Genomic DNA, 23,264 nt, shown 5'->3' on the forward strand with positions numbered 1-23,264 from the left:
ACCAGTGCTTCAAAGCCCTCATCACGAAATGACAAGGATCGCATTCTTCGGTGAATAACTCGCAGCTCTTGGCGCCTGTTTCCGACGACTTTCCGTGCGGAACAGACCTCGAATACGACGCGAAATTCCTTCAACTCGAACGGGATGCCCAAGGCCGTCCGGAACGGGTCATGGGCGATGCCGTGCAGCCGGCAGAAGCGCCGGACTGGCGGGCCCTCGAGCAGGCCAGCGAAGCCTTGCTGCACGACAGCAAAGACCTGCGTATCACCCATTTCCTCAGCCAGGCTCGACTGGCCTTGCACGGCCTGCCTGGCCTTGCCGCGAGCCTCGCGCTGATCGACGCCCTGCTCGCCGAGTACTGGCTGCACCTGCACCCGCAACTCGACGCCGCCGACGACAACGACCCCACCGTGCGCCTCAATGCCCTGGCCGGACTGACCAGCGAAACCACCGTCAACCTGCTGCGCGATGCCGTACTGGCACGCTCGCGCACGTTTGGCCAGGTCAGCCTGCGCGGCGCCTTGCAGGCAGCCGGGCTGGCCTCGGGGTCCGGCACCCTGGGCAGCGAAGAGCTGGCAGCGGCGCTGCGTGACACCGACGCCACGCTGCTCGAGGACACCCGCCAGGCCTTGGAACAGGCGCTCGAACACTGTGCGGCCATCGAACGGCGGGTCAACGAGCAGGTCGGCTCGGCTCGCGGTGTCGATCTGGGTGCGCTGAGCCAGCCGCTGCGCCAGGCACGGCAAGTGCTGGCCGACTACGCGCCGCAACCGAGCCAAGCCACTGCCGCTGCCAGCCTCGATGCGCCCGCAGCCGCTGCGCAGCCTGCCGTCGCCCAAGCCCCGGCAGCGCGCCCAGTGGCACGCCCCGGCGAGATCAACAGCCGCCAGGACGTGCGCGCCAGCCTCGAGCGGCTGTTGCAATACTACGCCCGTCACGAACCCTCCAGCCCGCTGCCGGTGCTGCTGCGCCGTGCGCAGAATCTGGTCGAGGCGGACTTTGCCACCATCGTCCGCGACCTGATCCCAGATGGCCTGTCGCAATTCGAGAATCTTCGTGGCCCGGAGAGCGACTGACGCCTTCGGCTGCGCCCCATAACGCCCGCAACGAAACACAGCGCCTCAACGGCGACCAGGAGGAACAACGTGGCGAAAGACAGCTCCCAGAAATTCATCGCGCGCAACCGCGCGCCACGGGTGCAGATCGAATACGACGTCGAGCTGTACGGTGCCGAGAAAAAGGTCCAGCTGCCGTTCGTCATGGGCGTACTGGCCGACCTCGCCGGCAAGCCCGCCGAGCCGCTGCCCGCGGTGGCCGAGCGCAAGTTCCTCGAAGTCGATGTGGATAACTTCGACTCGCGCCTCAAGGCCATGCAGCCGCGGGTGGCGTTCAACGTGCCCAACGAGCTGACCGGCGAAGGCAACCTGAGCCTGGACCTGACCTTCGAGAGCATGGACGACTTCAGCCCCGCCGCCGTGGCACGCAAGATCGACGCGCTCAACCAGTTGCTCGAAGCGCGCACCCAGCTGGCCAACCTGCTGACCTACATGGACGGCAAGACCGGCGCCGAAGACATCGTCCTGAAAGCCATCAAGGACCCTGCCCTGCTGCAGGCCCTGGCCAGCGCGCCAAAATCCGCTGACAACGAGCCGAGCGCCTGAGGAGCCTGCCCATGACCGATTCACTGCGCGACACCCAGGCCCAGCCGACCGCCAGCCACGAGCAGACCAGCGAGTTCGCGGCCCTGCTGCTGCAGGAATTCAAGCCCAAGACCGAGCGCGCCAAGGAAGCTGTCGAGAGCGCCGTGCGCACCCTCGCCGAGCAGGCCCTGGCGCAGACCAGCCTGGTCTCCGACGATGCCATCGGCTCGATCGAGCAGATCATCGCCGCCATCGACGCCAAGCTCACCGCCCAGGTCAACCAGGTCATCCACCACCCCGACTTCCAGCAGCTGGAAAGTGCCTGGCGTGGCCTGCATTACCTGGTGACCAACACCGAGAGCGACGAACAACTGAAGATTCGTGTGCTCAACGTGTCGAAGACCGACCTGCACAAGACTCTGAAGAAATTCAAGGGCACCGCCTGGGACCAGAGCCCGGTGTTCAAGAAGCTCTACGAAGAGGAATACGGCCAGTTCGGCGGCGAGCCGTACGGCTGCCTGGTCGGCGACTACTACTTCGACCAGTCGCCGCCGGACGTCGAGCTGCTGGGCGAGATGGCCAAGGTCTGCGCGTCGATGCACGCGCCGTTCATTGCCGCCGCTTCGCCAACCGTGATGGGCATGGGTTCATGGCAGGAGCTGTCCAACCCGCGTGACCTGAGCAAGATCTTCACCACCCCGGAATACGCCGGCTGGCGTTCGCTGCGCGAATCGGAAGATGCCCGCTACATCGGCCTGACCATGCCGCGCTTCCTGGCTCGTCTGCCCTACGGTGCCAAGACCGACCCGGTCGAGGCCTTCGCCTTCGAGGAAGACACCGACGGCGCCGACAGCAGCAAGTACACCTGGGCCAACGCCGCCTACGCCATGGCGGTGAACATCAACCGCTCGTTCAAGCACTACGGCTGGTGCTCGCGCATTCGTGGCGTGGAATCGGGCGGTGAAGTACAGGGCCTGCCGGCGCACACCTTCCCCACCGACGACGGTGGCGTGGACATGAAGTGCCCGACCGAGATCGCCATTTCCGACCGCCGCGAGGCGGAGCTGGCGAAGAACGGCTTCATGCCGCTGCTGCACAAGAAGAACACCGACTTCGCTGCGTTCATCGGCGCCCAGTCGCTGCAAAAGCCGGCCGAATACGACGACCCGGACGCCACCGCCAACGCCAACCTGGCCGCACGCCTGCCGTACCTGTTCGCCACCTGCCGCTTCGCCCACTACCTCAAGTGCATCGTGCGCGACAAGGTCGGCTCGTTCAAAGAGAAGGACGAGATGCAGCGCTGGCTGCAGGACTGGATTCTCAACTACGTCGACGGCGACCCGGCGCACTCCACCGAGACCACCAAGGCCCAGCACCCGCTGGCCGCCGCCGAGGTGGTGGTGGAAGACGTCGAAGGCAGCCCGGGCTATTACAACTCGCGCTTCTACCTGCGCCCGCACTACCAGCTCGAAGGGCTGACGGTGTCGCTGCGCCTGGTATCGAAGCTGCCTTCGGCGAAGAACGCGTAATCCACTTAGACCCGACATTTCGGAGACATCATGGCTGTAGACATCTTCATCAAGATCGGCGACATCAAGGGCGAGTCCATGGACAAGGCCCACAAGGACGAGATCGACGTGCTCAACTGGAGCTGGGGCATGGCGCAGTCCGGCAACATGCACATGGGCGGCGGCGGCGGTGCGGGCAAGGTCAACATCCAGGACATGGCGATCACCAAGTACGTCGACAAGTCCAGCCCCAACCTGATGGCCCACTGCTCCAGCGGCAAGCACATCGACAAGGTCAAGCTGACCGTGCGCAAGGCCGGTGGCGAAAGCCAGGTCGAGTACCTGATCATCAACCTCGAAGAAGTGCTGATCAGCTCGCTGAGCACCGGCGGCTCGGGCCACGATGACCGCCTGACCGAAAACATCTCGCTGAACTTCGCCAAGGTCACCGTCGACTATCAGCCGCAGAAGGCCGATGGCAGCAAGGACGGCGGGGCGATCAAGTACGGCTGGAACGTGCGCCAGAACGTCAAGATCTGACACCGTCCTGTAGGAGCGGCTGTTAGCCGCGAAGGCCCGCTCGCGGGCCCATCCCAGCCGAACCGAAGCGCCGGCACGGCCACTCCTACAGGATCTTCTACCGAATTCGAAGGAACACATCCGTGGTAGCCGACATCGCCGCCCGTGACCGCCTGCAACCCTCGCTGCTCGATCGTCTGACCGACGATGACCCCGGCAACCCGCAGGAAGCTCCGGACAAGCGCGTGCTGTCGCTGCAACAGCTCAAGGCCTCGGTGCTGCGCGACCTCACCTGGCTGCTCAACACCACCGCCCTGCTCGACGCCGACGCCACCCTGCGCACCCCGGCGGGCGTGTCGGTGCTCAACTACGGCCTGCCGGCTCTGGCCGGCAACAGTGCCTCGAACATCGATATTGGCCTGCTGGAGCAGATCATCCACCAGGCCATCGTCAACTTCGAACCGCGCATCCTTGCCCACACCCTTAAGGTGCGCGCACAAAGCGCCCCTGGCGAGATGAACGCCAACGCCCTGAGTTTCGAGATCGAAGGCGACCTGTGGGCGCAGCCCGCCGCCCTGCCGCTGCTGCTGCAGACCGACCTGGACCTGGAATCAGGGCAGGTGCGGGTGGCGCCGCTGCTGCGCCGGAGGCGCCCATGAACCCGCGCCTGCTGGAGCTGTACAACCAGGAGCTGCAACACATCCGCGAGGGCGCTGCGGAGTTCGCCAAGGAATACCCGAAGATCGCCGGGCGCCTGACCCTGTCGGGTATCGACTGCGCCGACCCGTACGTCGAACGCCTGCTCGAAGGCTTCGCCTACCTGACCGCGCGGGTGCAGCTCAAGCTCGATGCCGAGTACCCGACCTTCACCCACAACCTGCTGGAAATCGCCTACCCGCACTACCTGGCACCGACTCCGTCGATGACCGTGGTGCAGCTTCAGACCGACCCCAACGAAGGCTCGCTGAGCGAAGGTTTCTGCCTGCCACGGGGCAGCACCCTGCGCGCCAACCTGGGCCGCGAGTCGCAGACACCGTGCGAGTTTCGCAGTACCCAGGACGTGACCCTGTGGCCGCTGGAAGTGACCCGTGCGCAGTACTTCGGCAACCCCGGCGCCGTGCTCGGACGCCTCGCGGCCAGCGAACCCAAGGCCCGCGCCGGGCTGCGCCTGACCCTGCGCAGCGGCGCGCAAATGCCCTTCTGCCAATTGCCGCTCAAGCACCTGCCGCTGTACCTCAACGGCAGCGACGAAACCCCGTATCGGCTGTACGAGCAACTGCTGGGCAGTGCCTGCGCGGTGTTCGTGCGCCAGCCGGGGGCCGACTGGGTCGAGCGCATTGCACTGGAGCACGCCCTGCGTCCGTGCGGCTTCGATGACCGCGACGCAGCGTTGCCGGTGGTGCCGCAGGCGTTCCAGGGCTATCGGCTGCTGCAGGAATACTTCGCCCTGCCGCAGCGTTATCTGTTCGTCGACTTCGCCGGGCTGGAACGCGCCGTAGAGCGCTGCGACGGCCACGAGCTGGAACTGCTGGTGCTGTTCGAGCGGTTCGAGAGCAGCCTGGAAGGCAGCGTCAGCGCCCAGCAGTTCGTGCCCTTCTGCACACCGGCAATCAATCTGTTCCCGCGCCGGGTCGACCGCATCCACCTGAGCGACAAGGTCAACGAACACCATGTGATCGCCGACCGTACGCGCCCGCTGGACTTCGAAATCCATTCGTTGCAACAGGTCAGTGGCCACGGTACCGGCCCCGATCAGCCGTTCCTGCCGTTCTATGCCGTGCGTGATCCGTCGCGCTATGGCCGCGATCAGGCCTACTACATCGTGCGCCGCGAACCGCGCGTGCTGTCCAGCGAACAGCGGCGCAACGGTAACCGTTCGAGCTACATCGGCAGTGAAACCTTCATCAGCCTGGTCGATGGCCAGCAGGCGCCGTACCGTCACGACCTGCGCCAGCTTGGCATCAGCGCGCTGTGCAGCAACCGCGACCTGCCGCTGTTCATGGCCGTGGGTGACGCGCGCAGCGACTTCAGCCTGGCCGACAGCGCGCCGGTCAGTGCCGTGCGCTGCCTGGCCGGGCCTAGCCGACCCCGCCCCAGCCATGCCCACGACAACCGCGCCTGGCGGCTGATCAGCCAGTTGTCGTTGAACTACCTGTCGCTGACTGAACAAGGCCAGGGCGCTGCTGCCCTGCGCGAACTGCTGCGGCTATACGGCGACAGCCACGACAGCGCCCTGCAGTTGCAGATCGACGGCCTGCGCGAGGTCAGCTGCACGCCGTGCACGCGGCGCCTGCCGATGCCCGGGCCAATCGTCTTCGGCCGTGGCCTGGAGATCACCCTGACCTTCGACGAGAACGCCTTCCGCGGCACGGGCGTGTTTCTGCTGGGCGCGGTGTTCGAGCGCTTCCTGACCCGCTACGTGTCGATCAACAGCTTCACCGAAACCGTGCTGCGCACCACCGAGCGCGGCGAGATCATGCGATGGACAGCCAAACCCGGACGCAGGCCGACCCTGTGAACATCCTCGAGGCGATGCAGGCCGAGCCCTGGCAGTACGATTTCTTCCAGGCCCTGCGCCGGCTCGAAGCCGAACACCCAGAACTGCCACGCTTCGGCCATTCGCTGCGCCTGAGCGATGAACCGGTGCGCCTCGGCCAGCGCCTGGACAGCGCCTTCGCCCCGGCCACCCTGGCCTCGGTGACGCCGGCCGATGAGCACACGCCGGCGCGCCTGGAGCAGTTCTTCTTCGGCCTTGGCGGGCCCAACGGGCCGCTACCGCTGCACCTGACCGAATACGCCCGCGAGCGCCAGCGCAACCACGCCGACGCCACCAGCAAGCGTTTCCTCGATGTCTTCCACCATCGCCTGCTGAGTCTGTTCTACCGGGCCTGGGCCGAAGCGCGGCCAACGGTCAGCCACGACCGCCCCGGTGACGACTACTGGGCCGGGCGCCTGGCCGCCCTCAGTGGCCGCGGCCAACCGGCCTTGCAAGGCCAGGGGCCGCTGCCCGACACCGCCAAGCTGCACTACTCCGGCCACCTCGCTGCGCAAACCCGCTACCCCGATGGCCTGTGCGGCATTCTCGGCAGTTATTTCGGCGTGCCGGTGAGCCTGGAGGAATACGTCGGGCAATGGCTCGAGCTGCCCGAACGCAGCCAGCTCGGCGTGCGCGCCAACCGCCTGGGCGTGGATACGTGCCTGGGCCGGCATGTATGGGATCGCCAGCACACGTTCCGCCTGCGCCTGGGCCCGCTCAGTCTCGACCAGTACCACGCACTGCTGCCCGGAGGACAAGCCTTCAGCGAACTGGCCGCCTGGGTCGCCGAGTACCTGGGCCACGAGTTGGACTGGGAGGTGCAACTGATTCTGCGCCGCGAACAGGTGCCGGCCCTGCAACCCGGTGCCGGCCGGCGCCTGGGCTTCGACACCTGGCTCGGCAGCCCCGAGCACGATGCCAGCGACCTCAAGCTGGCCCACCACTACGCCACGCTGTCCCGCACAGCCTCCAGGAGCCCGGACCATGGGTGAAATCAGCCGCGCCGCACTGTTCGGCAAACTCAACAGCCTGGCCTATCAGGCCATCGAAGCCGCCACGGTGTTCTGCAAGCTGCGCGGCAATCCCTATGTCGAACTGGCGCACTGGCTGCACCAGCTGCTGCAACTGCCCGACAGCGACCTGCAGCGCATCCTGCGCCAGTTCAACGTCGAGCCGGCGCGCCTGGCGGCCGACCTCACCGCCGCGCTGGACCGCCTGCCACGCGGCTCGACCTCGATCACCGACCTGTCCTCGCAGGTCGAGGATGCCGTGGAGCGTGGCTGGGTCTACGGCAGCCTGATGTTCGGCGCAAGCCAGGTGCGCAGCGGCTACCTGCTGGTCGGCATCCTCAAGACCCCGAGCCTGCGCAACGCGCTGCTGGGGCTGTCGGGCGAGTTCGCCAAGCTGCGCATCGAGGCCTTGAGCGAGCGCTTCGACGAGTACGTCGGTGACTCGCCGGAAAACGCCCTCGGTGCCAGCGACGGCTCCAGCGCCGGCGTGCCCGGTGAAGCCAGTGGCGCGGTGGCGCCGGCAGCGCTGGGCAAGCAGGAGGCATTGCAGCGCTTTACCGTCGACCTCACCGAGCAGGCCCGCAACGGCCAGCTCGACCCCATCGTTGGCCGCGATGACGAGATTCGCCAACTGGTCGACATCCTCATGCGCCGGCGCCAGAACAACCCGATCCTCACCGGCGAGGCCGGGGTGGGCAAGACCGCCGTGGTCGAAGGTTTCGCCCTGCGCATCGTCGCCGGTGACGTGCCGCCGGCGCTCAAGGACGTCGAACTGCGCAGCCTCGATGTCGGCCTGCTGCAGGCCGGGGCGAGCATGAAAGGCGAATTCGAACAGCGCCTGCGCCAGGTCATCGAAGACGTCCAGGCCTCACCGCGGCCGATCATCCTGTTCATCGATGAAGCTCACACCCTGGTCGGTGCCGGCGGCGCCGCGGGCACCGGCGATGCCGCCAACCTGCTCAAGCCCGCCCTGGCCCGTGGCAGCCTGCGCACAGTAGCCGCCACCACCTGGGCCGAGTACAAGAAGCACATCGAGAAAGACCCGGCCCTGACCCGGCGCTTCCAGGTGGTGCAGGTGGCCGAGCCCAGCGAAGCCAAGGCCCTGCTGATGATGCGCGGTGTGGCCTCGACCATGGAGCAGCACCACCAGGTACAGATTCTCGATGAAGCGCTGGAGGCGGCGGTGAAGCTGTCGCACCGCTACATTCCGGCGCGGCAGTTGCCCGACAAGTCGGTGAGCCTGCTCGACACCGCCTGCGCCCGCGTGGCGATCAGCCTGCACGCGGTGCCGGCGGAGGTTGACGACAGCCGCCGGCGGATCGAGGCGTTGCAGGTCGAGTTGCAGATCATCGCCCGCGAAGCGGCCATTGGCGTGGCCATCGGTCAACGTCAGGTGCAGGCCGAGCAGGCCCTGGCCGCCGAGCAGACGCGCCTGGAAACTCTGGAAGCGCGCTGGGCCGAAGAAAAGGCACTGGTCAACGAACTGCTCGCTACCCGCGCGCAACTGCGTGAAGGCGGCGCCAGCGTCGATCAGGGCGACAATCCGCTGCGCGCCACCTTGGTCGACCTGCAAGCGCGCCTGGCCACCGTGCAGGGTGAGACGCCGTTGATCCTGCCCACGGTCGACTACCAGGCGGTGGCCGCAGTGGTGGCCGACTGGACCGGCATCCCGGTCGGGCGCATGGCACGCAATGAAATCGAAACCGTGCTCAACCTCGACCAGCACCTGGGCAAACGCATCATCGGCCAGGACCATGCCTTGCAGATGATCGCCAAACGCATCCAGACCTCGCGCGCCGGCCTCGACAACCCGAACAAGCCGGTTGGCGTGTTCATGCTCGCCGGCACCTCCGGGGTGGGCAAGACCGAAACCGCCCTGGCCCTGGCCGAGGCGCTGTATGGCGGTGAGCAGAACCTCATCACCATCAACATGAGCGAGTTCCAGGAAGCCCACACCGTGTCGACCCTCAAGGGCGCGCCGCCGGGCTATGTCGGCTATGGCGAAGGCGGTGTCCTGACCGAAGCCGTGCGCCGCCGCCCCTACAGCGTGGTGCTGCTCGACGAGGTGGAAAAGGCCCACCCGGACGTACACGAAATCTTCTTCCAGGTGTTCGACAAAGGGGTGATGGAAGACGGCGAAGGGCGCCAGATCGATTTTCGCAACACGCTGATTTTGCTGACCACCAACGCCGGCACCGACCTGCTTGCAGGCCTGTGCCAAGACGCCAGCGCGCTGCCGTCACCCGAAGCGGTCGCCACGCAGTTGCGCGGTCCGCTGCTGGAGATTTTCCCCCCGGCCCTGCTCGGACGCCTGGTGACCATCCCCTACTACCCGCTCAGTGACGCCATGCTCAAGGCCATCACGCGCTTGCAGCTCGAACGCATCCGCCGCCGCGTCGAGCACACGCACAGGGTCGGCTTCAGCTATGACGATGCGGTGGTGGACCTGATCGTCTCGCGCTGCACGCAAAGCGAAAGCGGCGGGCGCATGATCGACGCCATTCTCACCAATGGCCTGCTGCCGGACATGAGCCGCGAGTTCCTCACCCGCCTGCTCGAAGGTCGGCCGCTGGCGAGCGTACACATCAGTCGCCAGCACAACGACCTGCACTACGCCTTCGCCACTGCCGACTGACAGGACCTGCCATGCTGTTCTCGCAACTCACCCGCCTGGCGCAGATCACCAGCCCGCTGCCACCCAATAGCCTGCTGCTCAGTGAAATGAGCGGCAGTGACGAGCTGGGGCGGCTGTTCGAATACGAGCTGCAGCTGACCAGCCAGGATTCGGCCATCGACCTCAACCAACTGCTGGGCAAGCCGATGTGCCTGAGCCTGCAGATGAGCCTGGGCGCGCAGCGCCATTTCCACGGTATCGTCGCCCGTTGCAGCCAGTCGGTGGATCGCGGCCAGTTCGCCAGCTACCGGGTAACGCTGCGTCCCTGGCTGTGGCTGCTGACCCGCACCAGCGACTGCCGGATCTTCCAGAACCAGAGCGCCCCGCAGATCGTCAAGCAGGTGTTTCGCGACCTCGGCTTTTCGGACTTCGAGGAACAGCTCAGCCGCAGTTACCGCGAGCGCGAATACTGCGTGCAGTACCGCGAGACCAGCTTCGAATTCATCAGCCGGCTGCTCGAAGAAGAAGGCATCTACTACTACTTCCGCCACGAGCAGGAGCGCCACGTGCTGGTGCTGGCCGACGCCTATGGCGCGCACCAGAGCGTGGCCGGCTATGAGAGCGTGCCGTTCTACCCACCCGACGGCCAGCACCGCGAGCGCGACCACATCAACGACTGGTACCTGGCGCAAGAGGTGCAGCCCGGCTCGCTGGAACTCAACGATTACGACTTCCAGCGCCCCGGCGCGCGCATCAACGTGCGTTCGGCCATGCCGCGTCCGCACCAGGCTGGCGACTACCCGCTGTTCGACTACCCCGGCGAATACCAGCACAGCGAGCACGGCGAGCACTACGCCCGCACCCGCCTGGAAGCGCTGCAAACCCAGCACGAACGGGTCGAACTCAGTGGCAACGCCCGTGGCCTTGGCAGCGGTCATCTGTTCAGCCTGAGCGGCTTCACCCGCGCCGACCAGAACCGCGAATACCTGATCGTCGCCGCCCGCTATCACGTGGTGCAGGAGCGTCTGGAAAGCGGCGGCGGCAATACCAGCGCACAGTTTCACGGCAACCTCAGTTGCATCGACGCGCAGCAGAGCTTCCGTCCGCTGGCCAGCACCCAGCGACCCCTGGTCAAGGGGCCGCAGACCGCCGTGGTAGTGGGCCCCGCCGGCGAAGAGATCTGGACCGACCAATACGGCCGGGTCAAGGTGCATTTCCACTGGGACCGCCACGACCAGTCCAACGAAAACAGCTCGTGCTGGATTCGCGTGTCGCAGGCCTGGGCCGGCAAGAACTGGGGTTCGATGCAGGTGCCGCGCATTGGTCAGGAAGTCATCGTCAGCTTCCTCGAAGGCGACCCGGACCAGCCGATCATTACCGGTCGGGTGTACAACGCCGAACAGACCGTGCCCTACGACCTGCCCGCCAGCGCCACCCAGAGCGGCATCAAGAGCCGCTCCAGCAAGGGCGGTTCGCCGGCCAACTTCAACGAAATCCGCATGGAAGACAAAAAGGGCGAAGAGCAGCTCTACGTGCACGCCGAGCGCAACCTCGACACCGTGGTCGAGCAGAACGAAACCCTTTCGGTTGGCGCCAACCGCACTCAGTCGGTCGGCCAGATGGAGCAGATCACCATCGGCGCCAGTCGCCTGCGGGCGGTGCGTTTCGACGATGTGGTGATGGTCGGTGCCAGCAAGTCCGACAGCATCGGCGCCAGCTACCTGCTGGAAGTGGGCAACGTGCTACGCCTGGTGTGCGGCAAGAGCGTCATCGAGCTCAACGCCAGCGGGCAGATCAACATCAGCTGCGAGCAGTTCAGCTTCCACGCCAGACAGGATGCCGAAATCAACACCGGCGGTACCCTCGACCTCAACCTGGGCGGCGGCGCGCAGACCTCGGCCGATGGCCAGGGCATTCAGAAAGACATTCAGGACGCGGTCGAGGGCCTGTTCCCCGACGCGAACACGTGACGAGACCTTCATGACCTACCGCCTCAACGAATTTCGTTTCGCCCTGCCGGATGCGCGGGTCACCGACACCAGCATCAACATCTTGCGCTTCGACGCGCTGGGCACCTCGCTGATCGTCAGCCGCAGCCTGCTGGCCGAAGGCGAAACCCTGCAGAGCAACTTCGACGGCCAATTGCAGCGCTTGCAGCAGCAGGTCAAGGACCTGCACTTCGTGCCGGCCAGCGCAGTCAAGGTCGGTGCCGCGCAGGACATCGACGCCATCGAGCTGAGCAGCCAGTTCAGCAAGGGCCAGGACAAGGTCTACCAGTACCAGCTGGCGTTGCTGCTGCCGGGCACACGCAAGATGTTCGCGCTCAGCTATGTCAAGCCGCAGCCCTTGGGCGCGGCCGAGGCTGCGCACTGGGCCCAGCTCAAGCAATCGCTCGACTTCGACAACCTCGGCTGACCGGACCCGGCGATGTCTGACGCATTCTGGGCCGCCCGCGAAGGCGATGCGCTGCTGCACACCTCGATGCTGGCCGACATCGTCGGCGGCGTGCTGGAGGTGGCTGCCACCGTGGCCATCGGCGCGCTGGCCACCGCCGCGGTGGCGGCGGCCTTCGGCATCACCGTGGCCACGGGCGGGCTGGGCTGCTTCGTGCTCGGCGCCGCGGTCGGCCTGGTGGTCGGCGTGGCGATGGCCAAGACCGGCGCCGACACCGGGCTCAGTCGATTATGCGAGGGCATCGGCAATGCCCTCTCGCCGCCCACCGTGCAGGCCACCATCGCCAGCGGCTCCAGCGACACCCACATCAACGGCAAGCCCGCCGCCCGCGCCGCCGGTATCGTGCTGGCGCCCCTGACGCCGCTGGAGGCAGAACAGGCCGCCGCCGACGCCCAGGCCGAGGAACAAACCTTCCTCGACATGGCCAAGGGCTTCTTCTCGCAGATGTGGCGCCCGACCGTCGCCAGCCCCGCGCCGAATACCCAGGAAGCCAACGACGACAAGGTTCTGTGCAGCAAGCACCCGGCCATGCCGCCGCAGTACCTGGCCGAAGGCTCGAGCAAGGTCATGATCAACGGCCACCCCGCCGTGCGCAGCGGCGACCGCAGCACCTGCGAGGCGGTGGTGGTCGATGGTGGCGAGGTGTCGAGCGACGTACGCATCGGCGGCGAGCCGATCGTGGTACGTGAGATTCGCAGCGGCAAGACGCCGGGCATCGGTTTGGCGATTTCGGCGTTGATGCTGCTGCGCGGGCGTGGTGGCAAGTTCTACAGCAAGCTGGGCTGCATGCTGCTGGGCGGCGCCACCAGCTACGCCACCAGTGCCGTGACCGGCGCGCTGGTTCGCGCCACCAGCGCCTCACCGAACCCGGTGCATGCCGCCACCGGGGCCAAGGTGCTGTGCGGCGAGGACGACCTCGACTTCAGCGTGCAGGCAATGCTGGCCATCGACTGGCAGCGTTTCTACAGCAGCCGAGACGAGCGCCGACACACGTTGTTCGGGCCGGGCTGGAGCACGGCTTTCGAGGTCAGTGTGAGTCTCGTTGCAGACGCCGACGGCAGCGAACGGCTGTGGCTCTACGACGAACAGGCGCGGGCCGTGGACATGGGCAACATCGCCCCGGGCGAGGCAGTGTTCAGCGTCGGCGAAGGCCTGAGCATTCGCCGCGCAGCCAACGGCGAACTGCTCAGCGAGAGCCGTGAGGGCCAGTACCGGCTGTTCCAGCCCACGCCAGGACGTCCCGAGCACCTGCGCCTGAGCCAGCTGGGCGATCGCAACGACAACCGCATCTACCTGGACTACGACGCCCAAGGCCGCCTCAGCCAATTGCGCGACACCTTCGACAGCGTCTGCCTGCACCTGCACTACAACGAGCACTGGCCGCAGCGCGTCAGCCATATCGAGCAGCGCGATGCCGAGGGCCACAACGCAGTGCGCGCGCACTATCACTACGATGCCCGCGGCCTGCTGGTCGAGGTTCGTGACGGCCAGCAGCGCTTGCTGCGCAGCTTTGCCTACGACGCCGCCGAACGCCTGTGCCAGCACCAGACCCGCAGCGGCCTGCGCTGCTTCTACGAGTGGGCCGAGATCGGCGACGCTGCGCGGGTGATACGGCACTGGACCGATGCCGGCGACAGCTACCAGTTCGACTACGACCTCGAAGCCGGCATCACCCGCGTCACCGACAGCCTGCAACGGGTCAACCTGCATGCCTGGAACGCGCAGTTGCAGATCACCCGGCACAGCAATCCGCTGGGCCAGACATGGCAGTTCGAGTGGGATGACGAACGCCAACTGCTCGGCGCCACCGACCCTGCCGGTGGCCAGTGGCGCTTTCTCTACGATGCCTCGGGCAACCTGGTGGAAACGCTCGACCCGCTGGGCCGACGGGAATCCACCACCTGGCTCGAACACTGGTCGCTACCGACGGTGCAGACCGATGCCGCCGGGCAGCGCTGGCAGTACCGCTACGACCCACGCGGCAACTGCATCAGCGAGACCGATCCGCTGGGCGGCATCACCCGCTACCGCTACGACGCTCACGGTTGTCCGTGCGAGATCATCGATGCCGCCGGCACCCGCCGCACCCTGCACTGGAGCCTGCGCGGCGTGCTGCTGCGCCAGACCGATTGCACCGACGCCGTCACCCGGTTGAGCTACGACGCCCACGGCCACCTGCGCAGCCTGAGCAACGCTCTGGGCGAGGTCACCGACTACCAGCACGACGTCGATGGCCGTTTGCTGCAAGTGACCCAGCCCGACGGGCGCATCGAGCAGTACCGCTACGACGAGCGCGGCTTGCTGGTGGGCTACCTCGACCCGGCCGGGCATGTCACCGAGCTGGGCTACAACAGTCGCGGTCAGCTGACCACCCGGCGCGACGCCTTTGGCCGCAGCGTCAACTACCTGCACGACCGCTACGGGCGGCTGACCGGCATGCGCAATGCCAACGGTGAACTGCACAGTTTCACCTGGGACGCGGCCGACCGGCTGGTGGCCGAGTGCAACCTCGACGGCAGCACCCGCCACTATCGCTACGATGCCGGCGATCACCTCTGCGAGGTGCAGTTCGTGCCCACCGCAGGCAGTGACGAAGCGCCGATCGTGCATCGGATGCAGCACGATGCCGTCGGCCGCCTGCTGACCCGCACCACCCGCGATGGATGCACCCGCTACCGCTACGACGCGGTCGATCAGTTGCTGGACATGACCTTCGAGGGGGTCGACGGCAGTAGTCAGTCGTTGGGCTTCGCCTACGACGCCCTCGGCCAATTGCTCGAAGAACGCAGCGCCAGCGGCAGCCTGCGCCATGAATACGACCCGCTCGGCAACCTGACCCGCACCCGTGTGGCCGATGGCCGTTGGATCAATCGCCTGTACTACGGCAGTGGCCACCTGCACCAGGTCAACGTCGACGGCCGGCTGGTCAGCGACTTCGAGCGCGACCGCCTGCATCGCGAAGTGCAGCGCAGCCAAGGGCAGTTGCTGACCCGCAGCGAATACGACCGTGCCGGGCACCTGCGTGCGCGACTGAGGCGCCCGGCGAGCCAGGCGCAACACGTGCCCGCCAGCGATCAACTGCGCTTTGCCTACGACCTGCTCGACCACCTCGCCAGCCGCTATGTGCAGCGCCCCGACCTGCAGGGCTGGCAGAGCTTCAACCACGACGCCAGCGGACGTATCGCCGCCGTCGATGCGCCCAGCCAGGGCCTGCATGAGCAGTTCCACTACGACCCGGCCGGCAACTTGCTCGATCCACACCCGCCTGGCGCCGGGCCGGTCAAGCATGACCGGCTGCTGACCTTCGAAGACAAGCGCTATGCCTACGACGGATTTGGGCGGCTCAAGGAAAAGCGCAGCCGCCGCCATGGCACGCAACGCTTCGTGTATGACGCCGAACACCGCCTGATCGAAGTGCACACCCTGCAGCCCGGACGCGAGCGGGTCCTGCACATGCATTACGACCCGATGGGACGGCGCATTGGCAAACGCGAGACCACCCTCGGCGGTGTGCCGCTGGGGCAGACCGAGTTCACCTGGGATGGCCTGCGCCTGAGCGGCGAGCGCCGCGATGGCCGGCAGACGTTGTACCTGTACCTGGATGACGGCCACGAGCCACTGGCGCGCATCGACGGTGAAGGCGACTACCAGCACCTGCGCCACTACCACAACGACCTCAACGGCCTGCCTGAACAACTCAGCGACGACAACGGTGAGCTGTGCTGGAGTGCGCGTTACTCGACCTGGGGCCAGACCCGCCAGGAATACGCCAGCAGCGACTTCGCCGAACAGCAGAACCTGCGCTTCCAGGGCCAGTACCTGGACCGCGAGAGCGGCCTGCACTACAACCTGTTCCGCTTCTACGACCCGGACATCGGACGCTTCACCCAGCCTGATCCGATCGGTATATCGGGCGGTCTGAATCACTATGCGTATGCGCCGAATCCCTTTACCTGGATCGATCCGTGGGGGTTATTGAATGAAGGTGAGGTCGCAGGCTACGGCGCCGAGGTGCACAAGAACGATGGCCGCGAGGCCCACGAAGTGGTGCGCAACAAATTCCTCCAGGACAAAGGCATCGCCAGCAATGGCCAGCGCCTGCGTGGCAACCCGTCCATCGCCCTGAGCCCAACCAACCACCGCGCCGTGCACCGCGAGGAACGGCGGCTGCGTAAACAGCTAGGTCTGAAAGGCAATCAGATGCTGCGCAGCGGCCGCCTGGAGATCAAGCTGATGTCCAAGGCAATCTACAACTCCATGGTGGTGAAGGGCGAGATGACCATTCAACAACTGCGAACCGCACGGCGCTATGCCAAGTCGTTCGCCAAGAGCAAGGGATGTTACTGACCATGAGCTCGAACAAGATCGTGTTTTCCGACCAGGACGCAGGGCTCGGCCAGGTCGGCGGCGGGGCTTTTTTGCCCGATATGGCGCTGTGGCCACGGGCCCCGGATTCCGGCGAACTGCTAACCCCATTGATGACCCTTACCGAGCGTTTCCTGCCGGTGACCTTCATCCCCGAGGGCATGGCGCTGACCGTGTTCATCGCAGTCAAGCAACGCGACGGTGAGTTCAACGAAGCGACCCAACGCCGCTACACCGTCAATCAGCAAAGCGAGCTGGAAACCGTGCGCAACGCAGGTTACGCCCGGGTCCTGCTGCACCGCCTGAGCGACCAGCCCCTGTCGCCGACGCCGGGCACGCTGCTGCTGCCAAGCGCGTTCATCCACTTTCAGGCGATGAGCGACGAAGAGCTCGAGCAGGAGCTGGAAGATGACGACAACGGGCTGGAAGTGAGCAAACCGGTCGGTCGGCCGTCGTGGCTGCAAGACCCGATCTACGAGCCGAACCGTTATCTGTTTCTGCTGCAATTGAGGGACTACGACATCGCCCAATGGAGCCCCGAGCATGAGGGCCTGCTCGCAGAAGGGATCGGCTACGTCTACGTCGACCGACAGGCGCGGCGCGGCAAGGAGGGGGATGAAGGGGGATACTTCTTCCTTCAGTCCACCTGAACATCGAAGCGGCGTTGAAACGAAACAGCCCCGGCATTCACCGAGGCTGTTGGGGTACCGCTGAGCGACAAATCAGAAGATGCTGATCGGGTACTCGACGAATACGCGCACTTCGTTGCCGTCGTCGTTGTAGCCGTTCTGGCGCACGCTCTCCGAAGTGCGCAGGAACGAGCTGCGCAGCTTGACCGAGAGGTCCTTGGCCGGGCCTTCCTGCACGACGTAGCGCACCTGGTTGAAGATCTCGCGCTCTTTGCCTTCGCCGAAGCCGTGGGTGTTGATGTTGTCGCCGCGCACATAGGCGACCTTGTAGGTCAGGCCCGGCACGCCGAAGCCAGCGAAGTCGAGGTCGTAGGCGATCTGCCAGGAACGTTCGTCTTCGGCGTTGAAGTCGGACCAGTAGGAGTTGGCCAGGAAGATGCTCGAGCCGCCGTCGCCGACGCCGCCACGGTTCTGGTACCAGCCGTAGTTGTAACCGGTGCTGCCGGTGCTGCGCTGGTGCGCCAGGGTCAGCGCGTGCGGGCCGAAGGCGTAGGTCGCCGCCAGGCTCCAGATGGTGTTGCGATCGCCGGTCAGGTCAGCGGCCTTGACGTACTTGTTGTTGATTTCGGTCTTGTAGCCATTGAAGTCCAGGGTCAGCGACTGATCGTCGGCGATGGCATGGACGTAGTTCAGGCCCAGGTAGTGCTTTTGCAGCACGTCCTCGACCTGCGAGGTGTACAGCGAGCCGCTGAAGCTGTCGGTGAAGTGGTAGCTGCCGCCGAGCACGTTGATCGACTTCAGACCACCACTGTCGCGGCCTTCGGCGCTCTTGCGCGCTTCCTGGGTGAAGCGGCCGGCGTTCAGCTCCAGGCCCTTGATCTCCTTGGAGGTGATCAGCGTGCCGGTGAAGCTCTCGGGCAGCAGGCGGGCGTCGTCGTGTTGCAGCACGGGCAACGACGGCATCTGGTCGCCGTACTTGAGCACGGTGTTGGAGATACGGAACTTCACCGCTGCACCGGCGCGGGCGAGGTTGTGCGGGGAATTGGCTGGCGCGGTATCGCTAGGCTTGAAGAAATCGATGCCGGCACCACCGTTGCGGCCCTTGCCGCCATCCAGGCGCAGCGCATACAGGCCGAAGGCATCGACACCAACGCCGACCGTGCCTTGGGTGAAGCCTGAGCTGAACTTGCCGATGAACGCCTGGCCCCACTCGGCCTGGTCGGAATTACCGTGCTTCTTGTCACGGTTGATGTAGGCGTTGCGCAGCAGCACGTTGGCGTGGCTGTCTTCGACGAAGCCTTTGCTTTGGGCCTGGTCATTGGCCTGGGCCTGGCTCGCGGCAATCAATGCCAGTGCGACGAGGCTGATCCTGGTGTTCAACATTGCGGCGTTTTCCTTATCACGACATCAACAAGCGCTGTGAGCGATCCACGGCACCTGGCAGCAGACTGACCCAAGCCGGGCCAGCAAAGAGGGGTCGAATCCTAGCTGCGACTTGACGAAAATGTCAAAAAATCGTGAAAAGAATAAGGTTATAACCAGAATCTGCCGTTTCAACAGCACATTTGAAGGGTCATATCGAGCAGAACTGGTGAATTATTCTGTAGGAAAAGTCGCAATGTGTGAGCGCTTTTGCCGCGCCCACACTACAACGCAGCGCCAATCAGGCGTGCACAGGCGCCGGCTGCTGCTGGGTCAGGCAGTGGATGTTGCCGCCGCCGAGCAGCAGTTCGCGGCCCGGAATCATCACCACTTCGTGGTCCGGGAACAGCGCCGCCAGAATGTCGCGGGCCTGGGCGTCCATTGGGTCATCGAAGCTCGGCGCGATGATGCCGCCGTTGACGATGAGGAAGTTGACGTAGGAGCCGGCCAGACGCACCGACGGATCGCGCGGTTGGCTGCCGGCTACTTGATCGACGCCTGCGCACTCCTCTTCGGTGGCGAACAAGGGCCCGGGGATCGGCATCTTGTGCACAGTCAGCGCACGGCCCTTGGCGTCACGGCTGCTTTCTAGCACCTGCATCGCCGCCTGGCAGCGTGGGTAGTTGGGGTTTTGCGGATCGTCGGTCCAGGCCAGCAGCACCTCGCCCGGGCGCACGTAGCAGCAGAAGTTATCCACATGGCCGTCGGTTTCATCGTTGAACAGGCCATCCGGCAGCCAGATGACCTTCTCTACCGCCAACTGCTCGGCCAACACCTGCTCGATCTGCTCGCGGTTCAGGTGCGGGTTGCGATTGCGGTTGAGCAAGCATTCTTCGGTGGTGATCAGGGTGCCTTCACCATCGACATGAATCGAGCCGCCTTCGAGCACGAAGCCCTCGGTGTGGTAACGCTGGCAGCGCTCCATTTCCAGCACCTTGGCCGCCAGTTCGGCGTCGCGGTTCCACGGCGAGTACAGGCCGCCGTCGAAGCCGCCCCAGGCGTTGAAGGCCCAGTCGACGCCGCGCACTTCGCCGCTAGCGTCGATCACGAACGTCGGCCCGGTGTCACGCACCCAGGCGTCGTCGCTGCTGATTTCCACAACCCGGATGTTGGGCAGGTCGAGCTGGCGGCGAGCGTTTTCGTACTGGCCGGCCGAGGCGGCCACGGTGACCGGTTCGAAGCGGGCAATGGCCTTGGCCAGAGTAACGTGGGCAGCCTGCGCCGGCTTGCCGCCCAGCCGCCAGTTGTCCGAGCGCTCTGGCCAGACCATCCAGACCTGGGTCTGCGGCGCCCATTCGGCGGGCATGTGGAAACCATCGGCGCGCGGAGTCGAAGTGAGGGTTTTCATGAATGACCTCTGTGGCGGCCAGACGCGCGGGGCGCCATGGCGTGGTGAGAATTGTGGATAACTTATAGCCGATAATTATCTGACTTTAAAGCCTGTGTATAGTAAGAGCTTCGCGGCTGAAGCCGCTCCTAAACGGTTAAGTTATCCGTGTAGGATTGGCTTCAGCCGCGATCCAAGGCAAAGCCTTGGCAAATCTAATGACGCCTCAAAAAAGCCGATCATTATCGGCTTAACTCCAACGCACACCTCCTCTAGAGCCCCTCCCCCAAAATTCGATCCACACAATCCACGAAGTAATCGACACTGGCGCGGGTGGTGACCATCGGCGGTTTGATCTTGAGAATGTTCAGGTAATCGCCGGTTGGCTGCATGAAAATACCCAGCTCACGCAGGCGTTCACACAACTGGTGGGTTTCGCCGCTGGCCGGTTCCTGGGTGATGCGATCACGCACCAGTTCCAGCCCCAGGTAGAACCCCGAGCCATGCACGGCACCGGCCAGCGGATGTTTATCCACAAGGCCTTGCAGACGCGCCTTGAAGTAGCCGCCCACCTCGCGAGCGTTCTGCACCAGTTGCTCGTCTTCCATCACCTCCAGCACCGCCAGGCCGATACGGCAACTCACCGGGCTGCCGCCTGCGGAGGAGAAGAAGTAACCCTCGGCCTCCAGCGCTTCGGCGATTTCGCGGCGGGTGATCACCGCGCCCAGCGGCTGGCCGTTGCCCATGCCCTTGGCCATGGTGATGATGTCCGGCACCACGCCCTGCTCTTCGAAGCCCCAGAAGTACTCACCCAAACGGCCATAGCCGACCTGCACTTCGTCGGCGATGCACACCCCGCCGCGTTCGCGCACCTTGGCATAGGCCTGTTGCAGATAGCCGCGCGGCAGGGCGATACCGCCGGCATTGCCATACACCGGCTCGCAGATGAACCCCGCCAGTTGCCGCCCCTGGGCGTCGAGCATGGCGAGCTTGGCGTCGACGTCGCGCAGGTAGTGCGCCGCACTGTCGGCGCCGCGATAGCGCCCGCGGAAGGTATTCGGCGCCTCCACTGCATGCACCCAGTTCGGGCGCGTCTGCAGGGCTTGCGGGTTGTCGGCGATGGAGGTGGAAATGGCATCGGTCGCCACCGACCAGCCGTGATAGGCCTCCAGCACGCTGAGCAGGTCACGCCCGCCGCTGTAGGCCCAGGCCAGGCGAATCGCCAGGTCGTTCGCCTCGGTGCCGCTGTTGACCAGAAACACCCGGTCGAAGCCTGGCGGCGCCAGGGCCAACAGACGCTCGGAAAACTCAGCGATGGCGGCATAGTGGAAACGTGAGTTGGTGTTGAGCAACGACCACTGCCGGGCCGATTCAGCGGCCATGCGCGGATGGCCGTGGCCGAGCACCGCGACATTGTTGAGCATGTCCAGGTACGAGCGACCGTGCATGTCGATCAGGTAGTTGCGCCAACCCCGCTCGATGTGTGGCGGCTGCTGGTAGTAGTGTTTCTGCGAGCGGGCGAAGCTGGCATCGCGGCGCGCCAGCAGCGCCTGGGCATCGACCAGCGGCGGCGCTTCGCAGGCAATACCGAGCAGCGCGCCCGGTGACGGGCACAGCGCCAGCCACGCAGGCGCCTCGGAGGGCTTGGCGAAAAACGGCGGACGCAGTTCGGCCGCCCGGCACAGTTGCACGGTCAACCAGCCACTGCTGCTGCCCAGTGCATCACCCTGGGCCAGCCGCTGCCCCTCGGCCGGCGCCTGCTGCAAGCCAATTATCCACAGGGTGCAGGACGCCATGCGCAGGCAGCCCTGGCCCTCGTCATGGCGCTGCCAGATACCTTCGAGCGGTGCGACCAGTGCGCTGCCCGGCGCCAGCTTGAGCTGCACGCCGAGGGCGCAGGTGGCCGGCTCGTCGGCGCGGTCGATGTGGGTTTGCGACAGGCGGTATTGCCCATGCAGGGTGCAGGCTGCGCCCGGTTGGGCCTCGAGCACTTGGCGGTCGAAATCAGCCTGCTGCCAGTTGCCGGCCTCGCAGTGCGGGCTGAGCACGCCGAGGTCGACACCCCTAGGCGGCTGGGCGGCCAGTGCCGGCAACAGCGGCGTGCAGCCATCCAGCGGCAGGGCAAGGGGTGAGCAATCGCCGGCCTCGAGGAACGCGGCCTCCATCAGCGCGGCAGGCGCTGCCGCCGCGACATCGAAGATGCCCCATTCACAGTCGAGGTTGGCGCGGATGTACGCGTTGTGCGGGTCGTGTTGCAGGTGGTGGGCGCTGCTCAGCACCAAGACCCCGGCGCGCAGCACGATCAGCGGCCACAGCGCGCGCAGCTCGGCTTCATGCAGCGGGTTGACGGCATGGTAGGCGCGCACCGCTGAAGCGATGCGCAGCGGGTCGTCGGGCAGTTGATGCAACAGGCCGGCGCAGGTGATCGACAGCTCGGCGATGCGCCAGGTGTGCAGCAGATCGCTGAAATCGATCACCCCCTGCAACTGCCACTGGCGCTGTTCATCGCGGGCCCAGACAGTGTTGTCGTCGGTGATGTCAAGGTGCACGGCTTGCAGCGGCAGGTGCTCGGCCAGCGCTTGCAGGCGCTCGGCCGCAGCGGCGCAAACCTGCCGCACCTGGGCCTGGCGCTCGGCATCCGGGAGTGCCGGCAGCAGGTGTTCGATCAACGCGACGGCGTGGCGCGGGTCCCATTGCAAGGTGCGTTGCAGGCCGGGGTGATGAAACTCGGCCAGGGCCAGGTCGACCCGCCCGCATAGCGCACCCAGCTCGGCGATCAGCCGCGTGGGCAGGTGCTGCAGTTCGCCCAGCGGCTGGCCTTCGATGTAGTCGAGCAGGCGCGCGCGCAGGGGCTGCCCGTCGGCCTCGATGCTCAGCAGCGTGCTGCCATCGACAGCGGGCAACACGGCCGGCACCGGCAGGCCGTGGGCACGCAGATGCGCCAGGGCCGCGTGCTGCGCGTGCAGTTCCTGCTCGGCATAACTGGCGTGGCAGACCTTGAGCACATAGCGCGCCTGGCCGGTGTCCAGACGCAGGTTGAGGTCCTGCTGGCTGCCCAGCGACTTCAATGTGCCGTGTAGTCCGTAGTGACGGCGCAGCAAGGATTCGGCCTGAAGCGGGTCAAGTACGGGGTTGGGCAGGCTGGAGCGCTGCAACAAAGTGCTCAGGGGCATGGTAAAGCCTCGATTTTTTGCCGCCTATATCGCCATCGTGCCCAGCGATATTCAAGGGGCAAGGCGA

General features: G+C 65.7%; 15 protein-coding genes. 12 read left to right on the forward strand and 3 right to left on the reverse strand.

Features of this window, described 5'->3' with window-relative positions; genetic code table 11:
• Nucleotides 1-50 precede the first annotated feature (50 nt).
• The 12 genes from tssA to LK03_RS04760 all read left to right on the forward strand — a co-directional run bounded on the left by tssA (nucleotide 51) and on the right by LK03_RS04760 (nucleotide 17,296).
• Nucleotides 51-1,076 (forward strand): type VI secretion system protein TssA, encoded by a 1,026-nt coding sequence (gene tssA, locus LK03_RS04705; RefSeq protein ID WP_038411296.1) that lies wholly within the window; start codon nucleotides 51-53, stop codon nucleotides 1,074-1,076.
• Between the two features lie 69 nt (nucleotides 1,077-1,145).
• Nucleotides 1,146-1,661 (forward strand): type VI secretion system contractile sheath small subunit, encoded by a 516-nt coding sequence (gene tssB / locus LK03_RS04710; protein ID WP_038411297.1) that lies wholly within the window; start codon nucleotides 1,146-1,148, stop codon nucleotides 1,659-1,661.
• 11 nt (nucleotides 1,662-1,672) lie between these two features.
• Entirely contained in the window at nucleotides 1,673-3,169 is a 1,497-nt protein-coding gene (gene tssC, locus LK03_RS04715; RefSeq protein ID WP_038411298.1) for a type VI secretion system contractile sheath large subunit, read from the forward strand.
• Between the two features lie 30 nt (nucleotides 3,170-3,199).
• Nucleotides 3,200-3,688, forward strand: a complete 489-nt coding sequence (locus tag LK03_RS04720) for an Hcp family type VI secretion system effector (RefSeq protein WP_028693320.1) — start codon at nucleotides 3,200-3,202, stop codon at nucleotides 3,686-3,688.
• A 122-nt stretch (nucleotides 3,689-3,810) separates the two neighbouring features.
• A complete protein-coding gene (tssE, locus tag LK03_RS04725; protein WP_028693319.1) occupies nucleotides 3,811-4,326 on the forward strand; it encodes a type VI secretion system baseplate subunit TssE in 516 nt (171 codons plus the stop codon).
• Nucleotides 4,323-6,185 (forward strand): type VI secretion system baseplate subunit TssF, encoded by a 1,863-nt coding sequence (gene tssF / locus LK03_RS04730; RefSeq protein ID WP_038411299.1) that lies wholly within the window; start codon nucleotides 4,323-4,325, stop codon nucleotides 6,183-6,185. Before tssE ends, tssF begins: the two co-directional genes overlap by 4 nt.
• Nucleotides 6,149-7,195 carry a type VI secretion system baseplate subunit TssG gene (gene tssG / locus LK03_RS04735; protein WP_038411300.1) on the forward strand — a complete coding sequence of 349 codons (1,047 nt, stop codon included), beginning with the start codon at nucleotides 6,149-6,151 and terminating at the stop codon, nucleotides 7,193-7,195. The genes tssF and tssG overlap by 37 nt, the downstream gene beginning before the upstream one ends.
• Nucleotides 7,188-9,848 carry a type VI secretion system ATPase TssH gene (gene tssH, locus LK03_RS04740; RefSeq protein ID WP_038411301.1) on the forward strand — a complete coding sequence of 887 codons (2,661 nt, stop codon included), beginning with the start codon at nucleotides 7,188-7,190 and terminating at the stop codon, nucleotides 9,846-9,848. The genes tssG and tssH overlap by 8 nt, the downstream gene beginning before the upstream one ends.
• 11 nt (nucleotides 9,849-9,859) lie before the next feature.
• Nucleotides 9,860-11,797, forward strand: coding sequence for a type VI secretion system tip protein VgrG (locus tag LK03_RS04745; RefSeq protein ID WP_038411302.1), 1,938 nt, complete (start codon nucleotides 9,860-9,862; stop codon nucleotides 11,795-11,797).
• Between the two features lie 10 nt (nucleotides 11,798-11,807).
• Nucleotides 11,808-12,242 carry a DcrB-related protein gene (locus LK03_RS04750; RefSeq protein WP_038411303.1) on the forward strand — a complete coding sequence of 145 codons (435 nt, stop codon included), beginning with the start codon at nucleotides 11,808-11,810 and terminating at the stop codon, nucleotides 12,240-12,242.
• A 12-nt stretch (nucleotides 12,243-12,254) separates the two neighbouring features.
• A complete protein-coding gene (locus tag LK03_RS04755; protein ID WP_049870428.1) occupies nucleotides 12,255-16,628 on the forward strand; it encodes an RHS repeat-associated core domain-containing protein in 4,374 nt (1,457 codons plus the stop codon).
• A 2-nt stretch (nucleotides 16,629-16,630) separates the two neighbouring features.
• Nucleotides 16,631-17,296 carry a hypothetical protein gene (locus tag LK03_RS04760; RefSeq protein ID WP_038414609.1) on the forward strand — a complete coding sequence of 222 codons (666 nt, stop codon included), beginning with the start codon at nucleotides 16,631-16,633 and terminating at the stop codon, nucleotides 17,294-17,296.
• Between the two features lie 72 nt (nucleotides 17,297-17,368).
• Here the strand turns inward: LK03_RS04760 and LK03_RS04765 are convergent, their stop codons facing one another.
• The 3 genes from LK03_RS04765 to LK03_RS04775 all read right to left on the reverse strand — a co-directional run bounded on the left by LK03_RS04765 (nucleotide 17,369) and on the right by LK03_RS04775 (nucleotide 23,197).
• The gene (locus LK03_RS04765; RefSeq protein ID WP_038411304.1) at nucleotides 17,369-18,658 is read right to left on the reverse strand and encodes an OprD family porin; all 1,290 of its coding nucleotides are present in this window, start codon (nucleotides 18,656-18,658) and stop codon (nucleotides 17,369-17,371) included.
• Between the two features lie 280 nt (nucleotides 18,659-18,938).
• Nucleotides 18,939-20,045 (reverse strand): agmatine deiminase, encoded by a 1,107-nt coding sequence (aguA, locus tag LK03_RS04770; RefSeq protein WP_038411305.1) that lies wholly within the window; start codon nucleotides 20,043-20,045, stop codon nucleotides 18,939-18,941.
• 251 nt (nucleotides 20,046-20,296) lie between these two features.
• Nucleotides 20,297-23,197 (reverse strand): aminotransferase, encoded by a 2,901-nt coding sequence (locus tag LK03_RS04775; RefSeq protein WP_038411306.1) that lies wholly within the window; start codon nucleotides 23,195-23,197, stop codon nucleotides 20,297-20,299.
• Nucleotides 23,198-23,264 lie beyond the last annotated feature (67 nt).

Origin of the sequence: Pseudomonas cremoricolorata, from assembly GCF_000759535.1 — a bacterium.
Lineage (GTDB): Bacteria > Pseudomonadota > Gammaproteobacteria > Pseudomonadales > Pseudomonadaceae > Aquipseudomonas > Aquipseudomonas cremoricolorata_A.

Coding starts and splice junctions, on each gene's coding strand:
- tssC (WP_038411298.1), top strand. CDS start 1,673: ATGACCGATTCACTGCGCGACACCCAGGCCCAGCCGACCGCCAGCCAC.
- LK03_RS04720 (WP_028693320.1), top strand. CDS start 3,200: ATGGCTGTAGACATCTTCATCAAGATCGGCGACATCAAGGGCGAGTCC.
- tssF (WP_038411299.1), top strand. CDS start 4,323: ATGAACCCGCGCCTGCTGGAGCTGTACAACCAGGAGCTGCAACACATC.
- tssG (WP_038411300.1), top strand. CDS start 6,149: ATGGACAGCCAAACCCGGACGCAGGCCGACCCTGTGAACATCCTCGAG.
- tssH (WP_038411301.1), top strand. CDS start 7,188: ATGGGTGAAATCAGCCGCGCCGCACTGTTCGGCAAACTCAACAGCCTG.
- LK03_RS04745 (WP_038411302.1), top strand. CDS start 9,860: ATGCTGTTCTCGCAACTCACCCGCCTGGCGCAGATCACCAGCCCGCTG.
- LK03_RS04750 (WP_038411303.1), top strand. CDS start 11,808: ATGACCTACCGCCTCAACGAATTTCGTTTCGCCCTGCCGGATGCGCGG.
- LK03_RS04755 (WP_049870428.1), top strand. CDS start 12,255: ATGTCTGACGCATTCTGGGCCGCCCGCGAAGGCGATGCGCTGCTGCAC.
- LK03_RS04760 (WP_038414609.1), top strand. CDS start 16,631: ATGAGCTCGAACAAGATCGTGTTTTCCGACCAGGACGCAGGGCTCGGC.
- LK03_RS04765 (WP_038411304.1), bottom strand. CDS start 18,658: ATGTTGAACACCAGGATCAGCCTCGTCGCACTGGCATTGATTGCCGCG.
- aguA (WP_038411305.1), bottom strand. CDS start 20,045: ATGAAAACCCTCACTTCGACTCCGCGCGCCGATGGTTTCCACATGCCC.
- LK03_RS04775 (WP_038411306.1), bottom strand. CDS start 23,197: ATGCCCCTGAGCACTTTGTTGCAGCGCTCCAGCCTGCCCAACCCCGTA.